Origin of the sequence: Pilosibacter sp. YYHA0881, assembly GCF_051602715.1 — a bacterium.
Classification (GTDB): Bacteria; Bacillota; Clostridia; order Lachnospirales; family Lachnospiraceae; genus Alitiscatomonas; species Alitiscatomonas aceti.
In genome coordinates this window covers 2,753,036-2,768,579 of sequence record NZ_CP175657.1, presented here as the reverse complement: position 1 = coordinate 2,768,579, position 15,544 = coordinate 2,753,036, and the positions used below count along the sequence as shown (strand labels likewise).

13 protein-coding genes and 2 tRNA genes are annotated in these 15,544 nt (G+C 54.9%); 1 reads left to right on the top strand and 14 read right to left on the bottom strand.

What is annotated here, in order from left to right; translation table 11 throughout:
- Positions 1-9: 9 nt before the first annotated feature.
- The 12 genes from ACI6NM_RS12945 to truA all read right to left on the bottom strand — a co-directional run bounded on the left by ACI6NM_RS12945 (position 10) and on the right by truA (position 10,721).
- Positions 10-924, bottom strand: a complete 915-nt coding sequence (locus ACI6NM_RS12945) for a cell division protein FtsX (RefSeq protein WP_262426714.1) — start codon at positions 922-924, stop codon at positions 10-12.
- Positions 914-1,600, bottom strand: coding sequence for a cell division ATP-binding protein FtsE (gene ftsE, locus ACI6NM_RS12940; RefSeq protein ID WP_022272690.1), 687 nt, complete (start codon positions 1,598-1,600; stop codon positions 914-916). Before ftsE ends, ACI6NM_RS12945 begins: the two co-directional genes overlap by 11 nt.
- Position 1,601: 1 nt before the next feature.
- Entirely contained in the window at positions 1,602-2,690 is a 1,089-nt protein-coding gene (locus ACI6NM_RS12935) for a PucR family transcriptional regulator (RefSeq protein WP_262426715.1), read from the bottom strand.
- 147 nt (positions 2,691-2,837) lie between these two features.
- On the bottom strand, positions 2,838-3,938 hold the full coding sequence (locus ACI6NM_RS12930) for an ABC transporter ATP-binding protein (RefSeq protein ID WP_022272692.1): 1,101 nt from the start codon (positions 3,936-3,938) through the stop codon (positions 2,838-2,840).
- A gap of 250 nt (positions 3,939-4,188) precedes the next feature.
- Entirely contained in the window at positions 4,189-4,563 is a 375-nt protein-coding gene (locus ACI6NM_RS12925) for a RidA family protein (protein ID WP_022272693.1), read from the bottom strand.
- Positions 4,560-5,417, bottom strand: coding sequence for a CvfB family protein (locus ACI6NM_RS12920; RefSeq protein WP_022272694.1), 858 nt, complete (start codon positions 5,415-5,417; stop codon positions 4,560-4,562). Before ACI6NM_RS12920 ends, ACI6NM_RS12925 begins: the two co-directional genes overlap by 4 nt.
- A gap of 21 nt (positions 5,418-5,438) precedes the next feature.
- Positions 5,439-6,170: an acyl-[acyl-carrier-protein] thioesterase gene (locus ACI6NM_RS12915; RefSeq protein ID WP_022272695.1), complete on the bottom strand. Its 732-nt coding sequence runs from the start codon at positions 6,168-6,170 to the stop codon at positions 5,439-5,441.
- Between the two features lie 139 nt (positions 6,171-6,309).
- Positions 6,310-6,381, bottom strand: a tRNA-Gln gene (locus tag ACI6NM_RS12910).
- Positions 6,382-6,549: 168 nt separating this feature from the next.
- The gene (locus tag ACI6NM_RS12905; RefSeq protein WP_158358082.1) at positions 6,550-7,935 is read right to left on the bottom strand and encodes an amidohydrolase; all 1,386 of its coding nucleotides are present in this window, start codon (positions 7,933-7,935) and stop codon (positions 6,550-6,552) included.
- Positions 7,936-8,375: 440 nt separating this feature from the next.
- A tRNA-Gln gene (locus ACI6NM_RS12900) sits at positions 8,376-8,447 on the bottom strand.
- A gap of 119 nt (positions 8,448-8,566) precedes the next feature.
- Complete coding sequence (locus tag ACI6NM_RS12895) at positions 8,567-9,961, bottom strand: hypothetical protein (RefSeq protein WP_262426716.1); 1,395 nt, start codon at positions 9,959-9,961, stop codon at positions 8,567-8,569.
- A 1-nt stretch (position 9,962) separates the two neighbouring features.
- On the bottom strand, positions 9,963-10,721 hold the full coding sequence (truA, locus tag ACI6NM_RS12890; protein WP_262426717.1) for a tRNA pseudouridine(38-40) synthase TruA: 759 nt from the start codon (positions 10,719-10,721) through the stop codon (positions 9,963-9,965).
- A 134-nt stretch (positions 10,722-10,855) separates the two neighbouring features.
- On the opposite strand from truA, the gene ACI6NM_RS12885 reads away from it, so the two are divergent.
- Positions 10,856-11,434, top strand: a complete 579-nt coding sequence (locus ACI6NM_RS12885) for an MntP/YtaF family protein (protein ID WP_262426718.1) — start codon at positions 10,856-10,858, stop codon at positions 11,432-11,434.
- Here ACI6NM_RS12885 and ACI6NM_RS12880 read toward each other — a convergent pair.
- Positions 11,429-14,161 (bottom strand): cation-translocating P-type ATPase, encoded by a 2,733-nt coding sequence (locus ACI6NM_RS12880; protein ID WP_262426719.1) that lies wholly within the window; start codon positions 14,159-14,161, stop codon positions 11,429-11,431. The genes ACI6NM_RS12885 and ACI6NM_RS12880 overlap by 6 nt on opposite strands.
- 67 nt (positions 14,162-14,228) lie before the next feature.
- Positions 14,229-15,476, bottom strand: coding sequence for a serine hydroxymethyltransferase (glyA, locus tag ACI6NM_RS12875; protein WP_262426720.1), 1,248 nt, complete (start codon positions 15,474-15,476; stop codon positions 14,229-14,231).
- Positions 15,477-15,544: the final 68 nt, after the last annotated feature.

The following is a 15,544-nucleotide window of genomic DNA, read 5'->3' as shown; positions in this document are numbered from 1 at the left end:
CCGCGCCTCCTATACCTTTAAATGCCGCCGGATGGTCAGAAAACTCACCACAAGGCCCAGACCTCCGCCCAGCGCCAGGGAAATGGCCGCCATGGACGGATAGATCTCCTCGATGGGGAGAAACTGGATGATCCCGGACAGGATCTGGAACCGGCCCACCACATACGTCACCGTCTGACGGTATCCGAAATACATGGCTCCCAGGGGGATGGCGGCTCCCAGGAGTCCCAGGATCGTTCCCTCCACCACAAAGGGAGCCCGGATCATGAAATTGGTGGCCCCGATGAGGCGCATGATCTTATTCTCATTTTTCCTCATTCCGGCCGCCACAGAGATGGTGTTGCTGATCAGGAATACCGCCACCGCCAGAAGCATCAGGATGATCGCTCCGAACAGCAGGGCCAGGACCTTATTGAAGCTGGAAAGCCCCGCCGCCGCGCTGTTGGAATAGTTGACCTTCCGGACGCCGGAAAGCCCCTCCAGATACTTAACCACCGGCTCCTGGTCATTGATGTCATAAAGATATATTTCATAGGAAGCCGAGCCAGTCAGAGGATTATCGTCAGAAAAGCCCTCCGCCAGATCGCTGTTCTCCCCAAAGTATTCCTTTTTAAAGCTCTCCCATGCCTCCTCCGCAGAGGTAAACTTCATATCCTTTATGATCGGCCCCTGGGCCTTCCGGATCTCCTCCCCGATGGCGTGGATCTCATCCTCTGGCAGCGACTCGTCAAAAAACACCGTGATCCCCATGGTGGACTCAGCCGTGACCACCATATACTGGACGTTGGTGATGATCGAATAAAATACACAGAATAAAAAAATACATGCAGAAATGATCGCGGCTGACGCCAGGGAAAACCAGATATTTCTGCATATATTCACAAGGCCCTGCTTCAGGCAGAACCAGAACGTGCTAATCCTCATACCAGTACCCGCTTTCTTTCTCATCACCCACCACGATACCTCGCTGGATGGTGATCACCCGTTTTCTCATCATATTTACGATCTCGCTGCTGTGGGTCACCACCACTACTGTGGTCCCCTGACGGTTGATCTCCTCCAGAAGGCCCATGATCTCCATGGCGTTATGTGGGTCCAGGTTTCCCGTAGGCTCGTCGGCCAGAAGGATAGCCGGCCGGTTGATGAGGGCCCTGGCAATGGCCACCCGCTGCTGCTCGCCGCCGGAAAGCTGGTGCGGAAAAGATTTATATTTTGATGAAAGGCCCACCATCCTCAGCATCTCCGGCACCGATTCCCGGATCTTCCTTCCTGAAACGCCGATGACTCTCTGGGCAAAGGCCACATTCTCATAGACGTTCCGGTCCTTTAACAGACGGAAATCCTGGAATACCACGCCCAGCTGTCTCCGGTACTTGGGGACATAGCGGCGTGGCATCCGTCCCAGATCCATGTCATTCACGACAACACGGCCGGAAGTGGGTTCCACCTCTTTCAGAAGGATTCTGAGCAGGGTTGACTTTCCGGAACCACTCCGGCCGGTAATAAAGACAAACTCCCCATCGTCGATGGTAAGGCTTACGTCCTTAAGAGCGCGGCTGCTCTTTTCGTAGGTCTTTGTCAGCTTTGAAATTTCTATCATATTAGTAATCCAGATTCTCCATATACTTCATGTATTTCACCACCATCAGTGCGATCTTAAAGGTAATGGCGTCCTCAAATACACGAAGATCCAGTCCTGTACTCTTCTGAAGCTTATCCAGACGGTATACCAGAGTATTTCTGTGGATGTAAAGCTGTCTGGAGGTCTCCGAAACGTTCAGGCTGTTTTCAAAGAACTTATTGATGGTCGTCAAGGTCTCCTCATCGAATTCATCCGGGTTCTTCCCATCGAAGATCTCCTTGATGAACATCCGGCACAGGGGAAGCGGAAGCTGGTAGATCAGACGTCCGATACCCAGGTTGGAATATGCCACCACATTCTTTCCGCTGTAAAAGATCTTTCCCACATCCAGGGCCATCTTGGCCTCCTTATAAGAGCGGGAAACGTCCTTGATCTCGTTGACAATGGTACCGAAGGCAATATGCACCTTGGACATAGCCTCTGTATTCAGCATATCCAGGATCGTATTGGCTGTCTTTTCCAGATCTCCATACGTCTCTCCAGGCTTTACCTCCCGCACAAGGATAATGTTTTTCTCATCCACAGCCGTGATAAAGTCCTTGGTCTTTGCAGAAAACAGGCTTCTTACGGTCTCCAGGGCGTTGGCATCCTTCTCATTTTTCGTTTCAATGAGGAACACCACGCGCTTTACGTTTGTCTCGATATGGAGCTTTTTGGCCCGGTTGTAAATATCCACCAGGAGCAGGTTATCCAGCAGAAGGTTTTTAATAAAGTTGTCCTTATCAAACCGCTCTTTATAGGCCACCAGCAGATTCTGGATCTGGAACGCCGCCAGCTTTCCCACCATGTAAACATCGTCGCTGCCTCCCTTTGCAAGGAGGATGTATTCCAGCTGGTGCTCGTCAAATACCTTAAAAAACTGATAGCCGGAAATCACCTGACTGTCTGCCGGAGAATCTGCAAAGGCAAGGATGGAGTTCTCATACTCTTCTGCCTGCTCAAACGTGGATGCCAGAACTTTTCCTTCCACGTCGCAGACGCAGAGATCGATCCTGGTAATTTCTTTCAGTCCGTCAATGTTCGACTGCAAGATCTGATTTGAAATCATAACGTTCTCTCCTTTTCACAATATAGACATTCATACAGATTCTATTTTAATGCAAAATCACAAAAAAGGAAAGAAAAATTTTGTATTTTTCCACAAAAAAACAATCCGGCACCACAACCGGCACCGGATTGTTGGGAAATCATCCCTTTACAGAATGTTTTTTTCCGTATCCTTATCAAACAGATAGATCTTTTCAGCGTCCACAAAGAGGTATATCTTTTCATTTTCCCGAAAATCCGTTCTCCCCTCTGCCTGGCAGATGCCGTCGGCGTCCTCAGCCTGGAAGCGGAGCATGGTCCCGTCTCCGGTCATGCTCTGGAATCTGGCGGAGAAATGGCCGTCCTGGCCGTCCTCTGAGGCCCGGGACAGGCAGACATCCTCAGCCCGTACCCCTGTGATCACTTCTTTTCCCACATAACCATTGTTTTCCAGGACTGCGCCCACAGCCTCCGGGACCAGCATACGGCCGCTGGCTCCCTGAAGCCCGATCCTGCCGCCTTCAGAAAATACCTTCATAAGAAAGAAGTTCATGGGCGACCGGCCTACGACTCCGCCCACAAAGCAGTTTGCCGGATGGGCCGCCAGTTCCTCCGGCGTACCGTCCTGGCAGATGGAGCCCTCATTCATGACTACCATTCTGGTTCCCAGGGCCAGTGCCGTTTCCTGGTTGTCGGTCACATAGATCACCGTCATATCCATTTTTTTATGGATATCCTTAAATTCCTTCCTCATCACCTTCTGGAGGCTCTCCTCCAGATCTGCAATGGTACTGTCCAGAAGAAGGATCCCCGGACGGCGCATCATGGCACGTCCCAGAAGCGCCCGGTATGTCTCCTCCCCGGTCAGCTCCTCAGGCTTTTTATCCAGAATATCAGAAAGCTTCAGATACCCAGAGATCTCCCGGATCCTCCTGTCAATCTCCTCCTGGGCCATCTTCCCCATACGAAGCGCAAAGGAAAGGTTATCTTCCACCGTCATGCCCGGATACAGCACACTGTTTTTAAACAGCATGGCAATATTCCTGTCCTTGGGATCCGCGTCCGTCATATCCTTTCCATCAATGAAAAGGGAACCGGAGCTGATCTCATCCAGTCCGCCGATCATCCGCAGAAGCGCGGATTTTCCGCACCCGGCAGGCCCCACAAGGATAAGGAACTCCCTGTCCCTGATCTCCAGAGAAAAATCCTTCACCGACTGCTGTCCCCCAGGATAAATCTTATTCACGTTTTTTAATACTAATCCCGACATGCTTCCTCCCCATTGTAAAACTCAAAAAAACAAAATACCCGCCGGCATCCGTGACAACACAATGCCTGGCGGGTATACCTCTGTTCCCTATGGTACACAAAACAGAAGTGTTTTTCCATATTGTAATTTACCAAAATATCGTGATAAATTCCATGACTTTTGCATATGGGGCCTGGGAGCCGCGGAAAAAGCATCCGTTTTCCCCAAAAAACAAAGCTCTTTTCGTCCTGTTTTAGCAAAAATAACGGTTTTATTTTACAGCGATGGCTTCCATCTCCAGCAGAACACCCTTGGGAAGCTTTGCAACCTCCACGCAGGAGCGGGCCGGGCAGTCCTTCTCAAAATATTTGGAATAAATTCCGTTGATAGTTGCAAAATCGTCCATGCTCTGGATGAATACGGTTGTTTTTACAACGTTCTCCATGGAAGTACCTGCTGCTTCCAGAAGGTTCTTCATATTCTTCATTACCTGCTCTGCCTGGCCTTCGATCCCTTCGGCAACCTCGCCAGTGGCCGGGTTTACCGGAATCTGGCCGGAAGCGAATACAAAGCCGTTGGCCTCAATGGCCTGGGAATAAGGACCGATTGCTGCTGGTGCGTTTGTTGTGCTGATCACTTTCTTCATTTTGTTTCCTCCAATACTCTGATACTTTTTTCTGTTATCTCTATCTTACCCTCTTTTAAAAGATGGCCGACAGCGCGTTTAAAGGCGTTCTTGCTGAGCTTAAATTCCCTGGCGATCACTTCCGGGTCTGCCTTATCGTTAAAGGGCAGCACTCCGTCAAATTCCCCGATCACCTTTAATACAAGCTCTGCATCCTCAAAAATCTGGTTATAGGCCTTTTCCCTGGCGCTCAGATCCAGCTTTCCATCCCCGCGCACCTTTGTCACACGGCAATGGACCTCCTGGCCCACCTTAAAGCCTCCGAACAGCTCCCGCCTGGGGATCATCCCGTGGTAGATCCCGTCCACGGCCACAAAGGCTCCCAGCTCCGGGTTGATCTCAAATACAAAGCCGTTTATATCGTCTCCCGTTTTATAGGGAGCGTCGCTCCTTAAATACGAATATACCTTCATGGTAGCCGCCAGACGCTTACTTTTATCCACATAAAGGGCCACCAGACATTTTTCTCCCTTTTTCACTGCATGGGTCTGCTCCTTAAAGGGCAGAAGAAGATCCTTTTCCAGCCCCATGTCCAGGAATGCGCCGATCTTTGATGTTTCCTTCACCTCCAGCACTGCCGTCTCTCCCAGGGAGAGCTTCGGTCTTGTGGTGGTGGCAATGATCCGGTCCTCCGAATCCTTATATAAAAACACTTCCAGGAGATCGCCGGTCTTTGCGCCCTCGGGCACCTGCTTTTTCGGCAGCAAAACGCCCTTTTCAGCTCCCCCGGCGCTCTTTCCAGGTTCCCCCAGATACACTCCGAAATCCTTTTCCTTTACGATCTCCAGTGTCTGCATTCTTCCAAGTTCCAGCATGTCCTTCGTCCTCTCTTTTTTCTAAACGCCCTCCGGCGTTACCTTCAGTTCCACATTGGCAAAGATGCTTCCGTCTCCGCCGCAGACAGATACCACGTATCCATCCTCTCCGGCCGCCCGCATGAGGACCGCCGTATCTCCCAGCACCGCCGCCTTTTTATACTCGGCGCGGATCTCCGTGATCTCCCTGCCGTCGGCTTCCTCCGGGAGGGCCTCCACCGCCATATCCACGTACTGGGCATTGTTGACATGGTGGTTGGTGTCGATCTGGTGCTTCATGATCACCAGCCGCCCCGCCTCCTCCATGTGCTCCGGAAGACGGATCTTTCTGGGAGCATAGTCCATAGAAAGCTTCGGTTCCTCATCCCCGTAGGCGTCCACATCCTCCCGCGTCACGCGGACCGGTTTTCCGGCTTCCGTATCCAGAAGGAACCAGCAGGAATTGGCCTTTACCAGGTATTCCCCGGTCCCGTCCATCAGCGTAAAATTCCGCAGGCCGTAGATCCCCTTGATCTCATAGGGCCAGGTGCAGACGGTGATCTCCTCGCCCAGAGCCGGTCGCCTTAAGATCTGGATCTGCCAGGATGACAGAAGCCACGCACGATTTTTTTCTTCCAGATAAGCAAGCCCCACTCCGCAGTCCTCCGACTGGAAGGTGGAGCAGTCCTGCATATAATTCATGATCCCCATCAGGGACAGCCTTGCGTCCACGCCGGTCTCACTGTACCGGACACGGCTCTTAAACTGGTACATGTTCTTCCCGCCTCACTTAAATCCTCCGGGCAGTCCCGGCGCTCGTTTCCATTCTAACCTATTTTTCCCTTCCAGGCAATAGGCTCTGTATCAAAAAAGCGTCTAAACATTGGATCCCCAACATCTAAACGCTTTCCAGCTGGGCTACAAGGATTCGAACCTTGAAATGACGGAGTCAGAGTCCGTTGCCTTACCATTTGGCGATAGCCCATTATTCACGATCTGTCTCTTACAGTTTTTCAACTGCGAGTTATATTATACCCACACTTTTTAAGAATGTCAAGCATTTTTTCCAGACTGCGGGACTTTTTCCTGTTTTCTGGAAAAAGCCCCGCCCTTTAAGCCTCCGGCTTCCAAATCCCGGATCTTATATTCTCATCTACTGTACCGGCGCCGGAACCACGATCTCCTCGGTCACCGGGCACTTATACGTTCTTCCGTTCATCTGCTTCTTAAACTCTTCCTTCGCCTCGTCCACCAGCTTGGGATCATCCACCAGCTTCATGGCTGTGGCTGCCATGACCTTTGCGCCATAGAGCATGCCCTTCATTCCGATGCTCATACCGGCGCAGGCAGTGATCTGCCAGCTATGGCCCGGGGCCGCCAGGTTGCAGGTAGCCGTCATCACCTGTACACAGGGAACGATATGCTGTACGTCTCCCACATCGGTGGAGCCGTAGCCGTTCTCATTCAGCACAGGAGATACCTTAGTATCCAGAGGACCATCCTCCAGAGCGCCTGAGGCTTTTACCTTCTCATACTGCTGGCTCTTTTCATTGAGGATCTTTGCAAATGCCAGCTCCTCCTCTGTCCAGTGGGGTCTTTCCACCTCTTCCATCACATCGTGGGTCAGGTTGGTGAGCATCACCGGATTTAATGTATTGTAGCAGCCGCCCAGGTATTCTACCTCCAGCTCAGTCTCTGTCATATGGGCTGCGCCTTCCGCCACCTTCACCAGACGTCTGTATGTATCCTCCACGGCCTCACGGCTTAATGCGCGGACATAATACCATACGCTGGCCTTATCGGGAACGATATTGGGCGCTGTGCCGCCTTCCTTGATCACATAGTGGATACGGACATCGCTGGTCACATGCTCCCGCAGATAGTTGGCTCCCACACTGGTCAGCTCCACGGCATCCAGTGCAGACCGGCCGTTGTGGGGATCTCCTCCGGCATGGGCCGTGATCCCATTAAAATGGAAAATGGCGCTGTTCAGTCCAGTCATGGTCCCCAGAGTCACATGGTTATTGGTGGAGCCGTGCCAGGAAAACGCTGCATCCAGCTCTGTGAACGCTCCTCCTCTTGCCATAAACGCCTTTCCGGTGAGGACCTCCTCTGCCGGACAGCCATAAAATACCACTGTACCCTCTTTGCCGGTAGCCTCCAGCTCTGCCTTCATTCCAAGAGCAGCGCCCAGGCAGGCAACACCTAAAAGGTTATGGCCGCAGCCCTGTCCCGCAGCACCCGGAGTTACCGGTTCCTTTTCTGTGCTGACCTTCTGGCTCAGGCCGGGAAGTGCGTCATACTCGCCCAGGAAACCGATCACCGGATGACCTTTTCCCCATACGGCGCGGATGGCTGTGGGCATTCCCACATACCCTGTCTCCACCTCAAATCCGGCGTTGCGGAGGACTTCTGCTGTCCATTCACATGCCTTCACTTCATTAAACGCAGTCTCGGGATTTTCCCAGATCTTTTTAGCCAGATCGGTAAGGACCTTTTCATTCTGATCAACGGCTCTGGTAGCAATGGTGTCAATCATAATATTCTCTCCTTTTTCTGGGCGCCGCAGGCTCACACACCGCAAGAGACGCCTGTTATTGATTCCAACGGACTCACCCCTTCATTTTAACCTGGAGAACAAAAAATGTCAATCACCTTGCACAATAAAATCTTTTATTTGCTATGTATTCATGTGCACTTTCACGGTTCTTTCCAATGTTTTTGGAATGCCAGCGGACATTCCATCTCCTTTGAAAGATGTTTTCTTTTTCCTGTCCTCTGGGCCCTGGAGAGGAAAGTCCTGGATCTTGCCCAAACGGGCCAGTTAAAATGGAGTAAACGGTCTGGATTTTTAGTGATTTTTGGGCACTACGGAAAAATCCATATTTGCGCCCCCACGCTTTGAAGTTCTCTGCATCCAGGAACAAAAAAAGAGACGAAAAACCATTGTAAACTCAATGTTTCTCGTCTCTATTCCAGCTGGGCTACAAGGATTCGAACCTTGAAATGACGGAGTCAGAGTCCGTTGCCTTACCATTTGGCGATAGCCCATCGCATCAACGTGGACTATTATAGCGCGGCTTTCTGTTTTCGTCAAGTGGTATTTTCGATTTTTTTCAAAAACATTTTTTCACAAAAAATGTCCGTTTTCCGAAACGCTCCGGCGTACATCAGCCTGCCGGAACCACATCCTCTAAGATCCCCGGCCCTACGGTATGGGGCTCCGTGGCTGGAGGCGTTTCCGGCGGCCTGGACGGCTCTGTTTCCGGAGCCGGAGTCTCCTCCGGCATCGGGCTCACCGGAGTAAGAGTGCCCGGTGCGGCTGTGGACGGCTCCGGTGCAGCCGTTTCTGCAGCCGGCGCTGAGGTCTCTGGTGCGGCAGTCGTCTCCGGCTCTGCGGTGGTCTCTGGTGCCGCAGGAGATGTCTCAGGCGGCGCTGTGGTTTCCGGCTCCGTCGGTCCTGTGACAGGCTCAGACGGTTCCCGGTTTTCGGACTCCGCTTCTGCCCCAGATTCCTCACCATTTTCCGGCTCTGCCGAAGACTCCGTTTCTTCCTGGGACGCTCCGCCGCCGTCTTCTGGGCGGAGCTCTTCTCCCTGCGGCTCCTTTACCGCCTCCTCCGGCTGCTCTCTCCCTTCAGAATTCCCAGAGCCGCGGTTTCCTGCCGATCCGCCGTTCCCATCTGTTCCGGGATCTATTCCGTTCTCCTCTTCTCCGGAGCCTTCGTCTGTCTCTGTCCCGGACTCCGTCTCCCTGGATTCTATCCCGGCGGGCCTGTCCTCCTTTACCTGATAAAGCTTTCCCGCCGTGGCCACCAGAAACGAGGTCTGATAATTTTTCTGCTCCATTTCCCGGGACAGGGCCCCCATGTCCATCTGGCACAGCCGGCCGCAGTCCGACTCCCGGACCCGAACGTTCCGCTCCAGAAGATCCTGGACCATGGCTGCCTTACCCACAGAGCAGCCGTTTTCCCTGACCAGCTCCAGGACCTCCGGCTCCTCTGAGATACTTCCAACATATACGGTCCCCTTGGCCTGGCGGGTCGTCAGAAATAATTCTGCGGCAACGGCGATCTCCTCCGCCATCCGTTCTGTATCCACCCGCACTGCCCCCTCTATGGGGCGCACCGTAAACAGGGCCGCTTCCTGGTCCCCCAGCATCTGTACCCCATGAAGCTCCTCCAGCAGACGTTCACAGCACTCCCGCAGGGAAAGGCCCGCCATGGAATCCGGGTTCCCGTTTTTCCGGATCACTCCTCCCTTCCGGTTCAGGACCAGCTCCCTGCTGTCCTTCCCGTCCGCGGTCAAGAGCACTGCCGGCTTCCGGTTCTGCATAAGAAACACAGTCCCCAGGATACAGGACGCTGCCAGGCAGATTCCCAGGGCCAGACCAGCCCATAAAAGCCACCGCCTCACGGCCTCCACCGACAACTCGCCGTCCATATTGAGGCTTGCTTCTCTCCGGTCCTTCTCTCCGCTTCCCGCCTCTATGGTCTCCGTTTTCTCTCCCCGGTCCGCCAAAGCCTCTGCAGGCTCCAGCTTTTCCAGCCGCTCTTTCTCTTCCATCCTATGCCTCCCCGTCATATTCCACCTGCATGAGGAGCAGGCCCTCCGGCGGAGCCGTCGCTCCGGCCGCCTCCCGGTTCCTGGCCTCAAGGACAGCCGTCATCTCCTCCGGCCTTCGTTTTCCCAGGCCCACCTCCAGGAGCGTTCCAGTAAGGATCCGCACCATATTATACAAAAAACCATTTCCTGTATAGGTAAACACCACTTTCGTTCCGTCTGTATGGATCCCGATCTGGTCCATCCGGCGGACCGTGCTCTTTTTCATTCTTTTATTGGAACAGAAGCTTTTAAAATCATGCTCTCCCAGAAGATATCCCGCCGCCTTCTCCATGGCCGGGATATCCAGTTCACGCCCCAGTCCGTATACGTATTTTCTCTCAAATACACACTTCCTATCCGCTGTTTCCACGTAATACGCATACGTTTTCCTTACAGCGGAAAGACGGCTGTGGAACCGCTCCGGCACCTCCTTCGCATCTATGACCCGTATATCCTCCGGCAGATACCGGTTCATATACTCCATGGCCGCTGCTGCCGACGGACAGAACTTCTCCTCAATATGGAAATTGGCCGTCTGCCCCCTGGCGTGGACCCCTGCATCGGTCCGGCCGGAGCCGTAGACCTCCACTTCCTGTCCGGTCCATTTAAAAAGCACTGCCTCCAGCTTTCCCTGGATGGTATTGTCTGTATTCCCCTGTTTCTGCCAGCCGTCGTATCTGGAGCCGTCATATTCCAGCGTCATCCTGATGTTCTTTTTCATGATCGTTTCCCTTCTGGTCCTGCCAGGTATCGTCTTATTGTATCAATTTTCCATTCAAATTGGAATACCTGGAACCAAATATTCCGCCTGCCAATATGATATCATAAGTGATCTTCTGTAAATATGGTATAAAAATGGGCGATCTGTCTTCACTTTTTCTTTTTACGGCCGCTCTCTGCGCCGATTCCTTTGCCGTCAGCTTTGTCTGCGGAACGGGAAAAATAAAGATCCCCAGGAGCTCTGCATGGATCCTGGCCTTCTGTCCGGCAGCAGTGCTGACCGCAGCCTCTGCCCTGGGAACCGTCCTCCGGCCTCTGCTCCCGGAAGAGCTTCCCGTTTTTTTAAGTGCCAGCCTCCTCATGCTCCTGGGATTTTCCCGTTTTACAGCCAGCCCGGCCTCTGCCTCCGTACCTGGAAAAGGCAGTACAAAACAGCTCTCTGCCTCCGGCTCCTTTTTTCTGGCCATGGGGCTTTCCTCTGACAACGGAGCAGCAGGCCTGGGAGCCGGACTGGCCGGGGCCTCTCTGGCTGTCCTTTTCTTCCTTTCCCTGTTTCTCAGCTTCACCTCCGTCCGCCTGGGAGCCTTCCTGGGCAGGAAAAGCGCACTGGCCCTGGAAAACAGCCGCCAGCTCCCGGGATCCCGGTGTTCTCTGGATCTGTCCAGGACCGGAGGGCTGATCCTGGTCCTTCTGGGGATCCTGAAGCTCTTATGATCCGGACCGTTCTTTCTCTGCCGTCCCCCGCGCTCCAGAGATCCGGCTGAGCCCCGCCAGAAGCTCATGGGCCGCCAGGGGGGCAGCTGCCAGAAACAGCAGCTCCCTCCATTCTGTTCCGGACAGGGCTGCCGTCTGGAACAAGGCCACCAGGCGGCTGTTTTCCGTCACCAGCACCTGGAGGAGCACTCCCAGGGCCGCTGCTGCCAGCATCAGCCGGTTTTCCAGATGATTCATCCGGAACACCGACCGCCCCACGTCCCGCATCCCCACAGCATGAAAAAGCTGGGAAAGGCCCAGGACCGTAAAGGCATACGTCTGGCTCCGGGCCAGCACCACCGGATCTCCAAGGACCAGGGACAGGCTTTCTGCCGTGATCCTTTTTCCCTCCGCCGCCAGGATCCCCACCGGCAGCCGCAGAAAGGCCGCAAGGCTGATCACCGCAATGAGGAATCCATAAAACAGCGTACACACCATCCCTCCCCGGGAAAACAGACTCTCATCCTTTCCCCTGGGCGGCTCCTCCATCAGGGCGGGTCCGTCGTTTTTATCCGTTCCAAGGGCCAGGGCCGGCAGGGAATCGGTGATCAGGTTGATCCACAGGATATGACTGGCCTTTAGCGGCGACGGCAGGGAAAGGGCAATGGCCGTGAACATGGTCATGATCTCGCCGAAATTGGAGGAAAGGAGAAAGATCACCGCCTTCTTTATATTCTCATAGACGCCCCTCCCCTCCTCGATGGCCTTCTCGATGGTGGCAAAATTGTCGTCTGTGAGCACCATATCCGCCGCCTGCTTTGCCACATCTGTTCCAGTCTGCCCCATGGCGATCCCCACATCGGCTGCCTTTAAGGAGGGCGCGTCATTGACTCCGTCGCCGGTCATGGCCACGATGCTTCCATTCTCCTTCAGCGCCCGGACGATCCGCACCTTATGGTCCGGGGAGACCCGGGAAAAGACCGCCGCCGTTTCTGCCCGTTCCTTAAGGGCCGCATCGTCCAGCCGGTCCAGCTCCGCCCCGCTGATGCACTGGGTCCCGTCCTCTGCGATCCCCAGCCGCCTGGCAATGGCCAGGGCTGTGTCCCTGTGGTCCCCTGTGATCATCACCGTCCGCACATGGGCTCTCTTAAACATGGCCACCGCATGGGCGGCCTCCGGACGCGGAGGATCTGCCATGGCTGCCAGGCCCAGAAAGACCATGTCCTCCTCCTTCCTTCCGTCCCCATCACTCCTGGCCGCTCCCAGCACCCGGAGCCCCTGGCTGGAAAGCCATGAGATCCGGTCCTGGAGCCTTCTTCTGCTGCTGCCAGTCAGAGGCCGTTCACCGCCTCCAGACAGATACCGGCTGCACCGTTCCAGGATCACATCCGGGGCTCCCTTCGTATAGGAAACAATTCCTGTCTCTGTCCGGTGTACGGTGGTCATCCGCTTCCGCTCCGGATCAAAGGCCCGCTCTGCCGTCCTGGGGAGCTGCCGCTCCAGCTCTCCCTTTGTCCATGGCCCCTCCTTCTCTGCATATTCCAGAAGGGCCAGCTCCCCGGGATCACCGATCCTTCCCTTTTTATTAAGCTCTGCGTCATTGCACAGGACAAAGGCCCTGAGAAGCTCCTCCTGGCCCGGAGCCATGGCCCCCTTCCCGCGGCCCGGCCGTCTCCTCCTGCCGCTTACGCCTTCATCCAGGAGCTCTCCCGCGTCCAGGACCTCTTCCACCGTCATCCGGTTCATGGTCAGCGTCCCTGTCTTATCGGAGCAGACCACACTCACCGCCCCCAGAGTCTCCACCGACGGCAGCCGCCGCACGATGGTATGGACCCGGGCCATCCGGGACACGGACAGGGCCAGCACGATGGTCACCACCGCCGGAAGCCCCTCGGGCACCGCCGCCACTGCCAGGGAAATGGCCGTAATGAGCATCTCTCCCACATCCCGCTTCTGCCAGACGGCAAGACCGAAAAGGGCCGCACAGAGGGCCACTGCCAGAATGCTCAGAGCGCCTCCCAGATCCCCCAGCCGTTTCTGTAAGGGTGTGGCCTCCATGGGGGCCTCCCGGATCAGACGGGCGATCCTGCCGATCTCCGTGTCCATGCCGGTGGCCGTCACCATGCCCAGCCCCCTTCCAGCCGTCACATTGGAGGACATATAGGCCATGTTTTTCCTGTCTCCCACCGGAAGGCCGGCGGCCGCAGAAAAACCGGCATCCTTGTGGACCGGCGCCGCCTCTCCCGTCAGGGCCGATTCCTCTGCCCGCAGACTTTCCGTCCATAAAAGCCTGAGATCCGCCGGCACCTGCCTCCCGGCGTCCAGCACCACCAGATCCCCAGGCACCAGCTCTGCCGCGTCGATCTCCTGGTCTGTCTGATCCCGGCGCACCACTGCCTTCAGACGGGTCATTTTTTTCAAGGCATCCAGGGCCCTTTTGGCCTTCCCCTCCTGGATCATCCCCACAGCCCCGTTTAAGGCCGCCACCGCCGCAATGATACAGGCGTCCCCGATCTCTCCCAGGAACACGGAAATGACTCCGGCCGCCGCCAGCACATAGATCAGAGGATCCATGAACTGGGACAGGAGACGGGAAAAAAAGCCGGGCTGCTCCGGCTCCTGCAGCCGGTTTGGTCCATACTGCTCCAGCCGTTTTCTGGCTTCCTCCGCCGAAAGACCTCCCGGATCCGTGGAATGAAGGAGCCGCCCGGTCTCCTCTGTGGTCTTTGTTTCAAAGGCTTCTGCCATAAAAAATCCCCTCCCGTCCTCATCTCTGCTTTTGCAGTGTATGAAAACGGAAGGGGAAATATGTGTCTTACTGGTAGATGGGGTATCTGCCGCAGATCTCTGTCACAGACGCCCGGATCTCATCCGCCTTATTCTCGAAATCCGTGGCTGCCAGCCAGACGCAGCGGGCGATCTCATCCATGTCGCTCTCCACCAGGCCTCTGGAGGTGATGGCCGGGGTGCCGATGCGGACGCCGGAGGTAACGAACGGACTTCTGGGATCGTTGGGGACCGTGTTCTTATTGAGGGTGATATAAACCTCGTCGCAGCGGTTCTGAAGCTCCTTGCCGGAAACATCCATGCCGCGCAGATCCACCAGCATCAGATGGTTGTCTGTACCGCCGGTCAGGATCTTAAAGCCCTGCTTCTTAAGGGCCTCTGCCAGGGCCTTGGCATTCTTTAATACCTGCTCCTGGTAGGTCTTAAACTCCGGCTTTAAGGCCTCGCCGAAGCAGATGGCCTTGGCCGCGATCACATGCTCTAAGGGGCCGCCCTGGCTTCCCGGGAAGATGGCCTTATTGAAATTGAACTTCTTATTGGCCTCCTCATTGGCTAAGATCATACCGCCTCTGGGACCGCGCAGGGTCTTATGGGTGGTGGTGGTCACCACGTCTGCATAGGGAATGGGGCTGGGATGGAGACCGGCTGCCACCAGACCGGCGATGTGTGCCATATCCACCATCAGATATGCGCCGCACCGGTCAGCGATCTCACGGAACCGCTTAAAATCGATGGTCCGGCAGTAGGCGCTGGCTCCAGCAACGATCAGCTTCGGCTTTGCCTCCATGGCCTTCTTTTCCAGCTCGTCATAGTCGATATATCCCTCGTTGTTGACGCCGTAGGGAACGATATTAAAGTACATACCGGAGAAGTTCACCGGGCTTCCGTGGGTCAGATGGCCGCCGTGGTCTAAGTTCATGCCCATTACGGTATCGCCGGGCTTTAACATGGCGATGAACACAGCCATATTTGCCTGCGCGCCGGAATGAGGCTGTACGTTGGCATAATCACAGCCAAACAGCTTCTTTGCCCGCTCGATGGCCAGGTTTTCCACCACGTCCACGCACTCGCAGCCGCCGTAATACCGTTTTCCCGGATAGCCCTCTGCATACTTGTTGGTAAGGACCGTTCCCATGGCCGCCATCACGGCCTCAGAAACGATATTCTCTGACGCGATCAGCTCCAGATTCCGTCTCTGTCTCGCAAATTCGGCGTTGACTGCCGCACCCACTTCGCTGTCATGCTCCGCAATGATTCTCATCAGTTCATTTACCATCCTGAATCCTCCTTATACATTATAAATCTGCCAGGCAGGGACCTCCTTTTCCATTTTCCGGCCCGCCT

What these genes read in the sequence shown, in the direction of transcription:
- ACI6NM_RS12945 (WP_262426714.1), bottom strand. Translation starts at nt 924, where the DNA reads ATGAGGATTAGCACGTTCTGGTTCTGCCTGAAGCAGGGCCTTGTGAAT.
- ftsE (WP_022272690.1), bottom strand. Translation starts at nt 1,600, where the DNA reads ATGATAGAAATTTCAAAGCTGACAAAGACCTACGAAAAGAGCAGCCGC.
- ACI6NM_RS12935 (WP_262426715.1), bottom strand. Translation starts at nt 2,690, where the DNA reads ATGATTTCAAATCAGATCTTGCAGTCGAACATTGACGGACTGAAAGAA.
- ACI6NM_RS12930 (WP_022272692.1), bottom strand. Translation starts at nt 3,938, where the DNA reads ATGTCGGGATTAGTATTAAAAAACGTGAATAAGATTTATCCTGGGGGA.
- ACI6NM_RS12925 (WP_022272693.1), bottom strand. Translation starts at nt 4,563, where the DNA reads ATGAAGAAAGTGATCAGCACAACAAACGCACCAGCAGCAATCGGTCCT.
- ACI6NM_RS12920 (WP_022272694.1), bottom strand. Translation starts at nt 5,417, where the DNA reads ATGCTGGAACTTGGAAGAATGCAGACACTGGAGATCGTAAAGGAAAAG.
- ACI6NM_RS12915 (WP_022272695.1), bottom strand. Translation starts at nt 6,170, where the DNA reads ATGTACCAGTTTAAGAGCCGTGTCCGGTACAGTGAGACCGGCGTGGAC.
- ACI6NM_RS12905 (WP_158358082.1), bottom strand. Translation starts at nt 7,935, where the DNA reads ATGATTGACACCATTGCTACCAGAGCCGTTGATCAGAATGAAAAGGTC.
- ACI6NM_RS12895 (WP_262426716.1), bottom strand. Translation starts at nt 9,961, where the DNA reads ATGGAAGAGAAAGAGCGGCTGGAAAAGCTGGAGCCTGCAGAGGCTTTG.
- truA (WP_262426717.1), bottom strand. Translation starts at nt 10,721, where the DNA reads ATGAAAAAGAACATCAGGATGACGCTGGAATATGACGGCTCCAGATAC.
- ACI6NM_RS12885 (WP_262426718.1), top strand. Translation starts at nt 10,856, where the DNA reads ATGGGCGATCTGTCTTCACTTTTTCTTTTTACGGCCGCTCTCTGCGCC.
- ACI6NM_RS12880 (WP_262426719.1), bottom strand. Translation starts at nt 14,161, where the DNA reads ATGGCAGAAGCCTTTGAAACAAAGACCACAGAGGAGACCGGGCGGCTC.
- glyA (WP_262426720.1), bottom strand. Translation starts at nt 15,476, where the DNA reads ATGGTAAATGAACTGATGAGAATCATTGCGGAGCATGACAGCGAAGTG.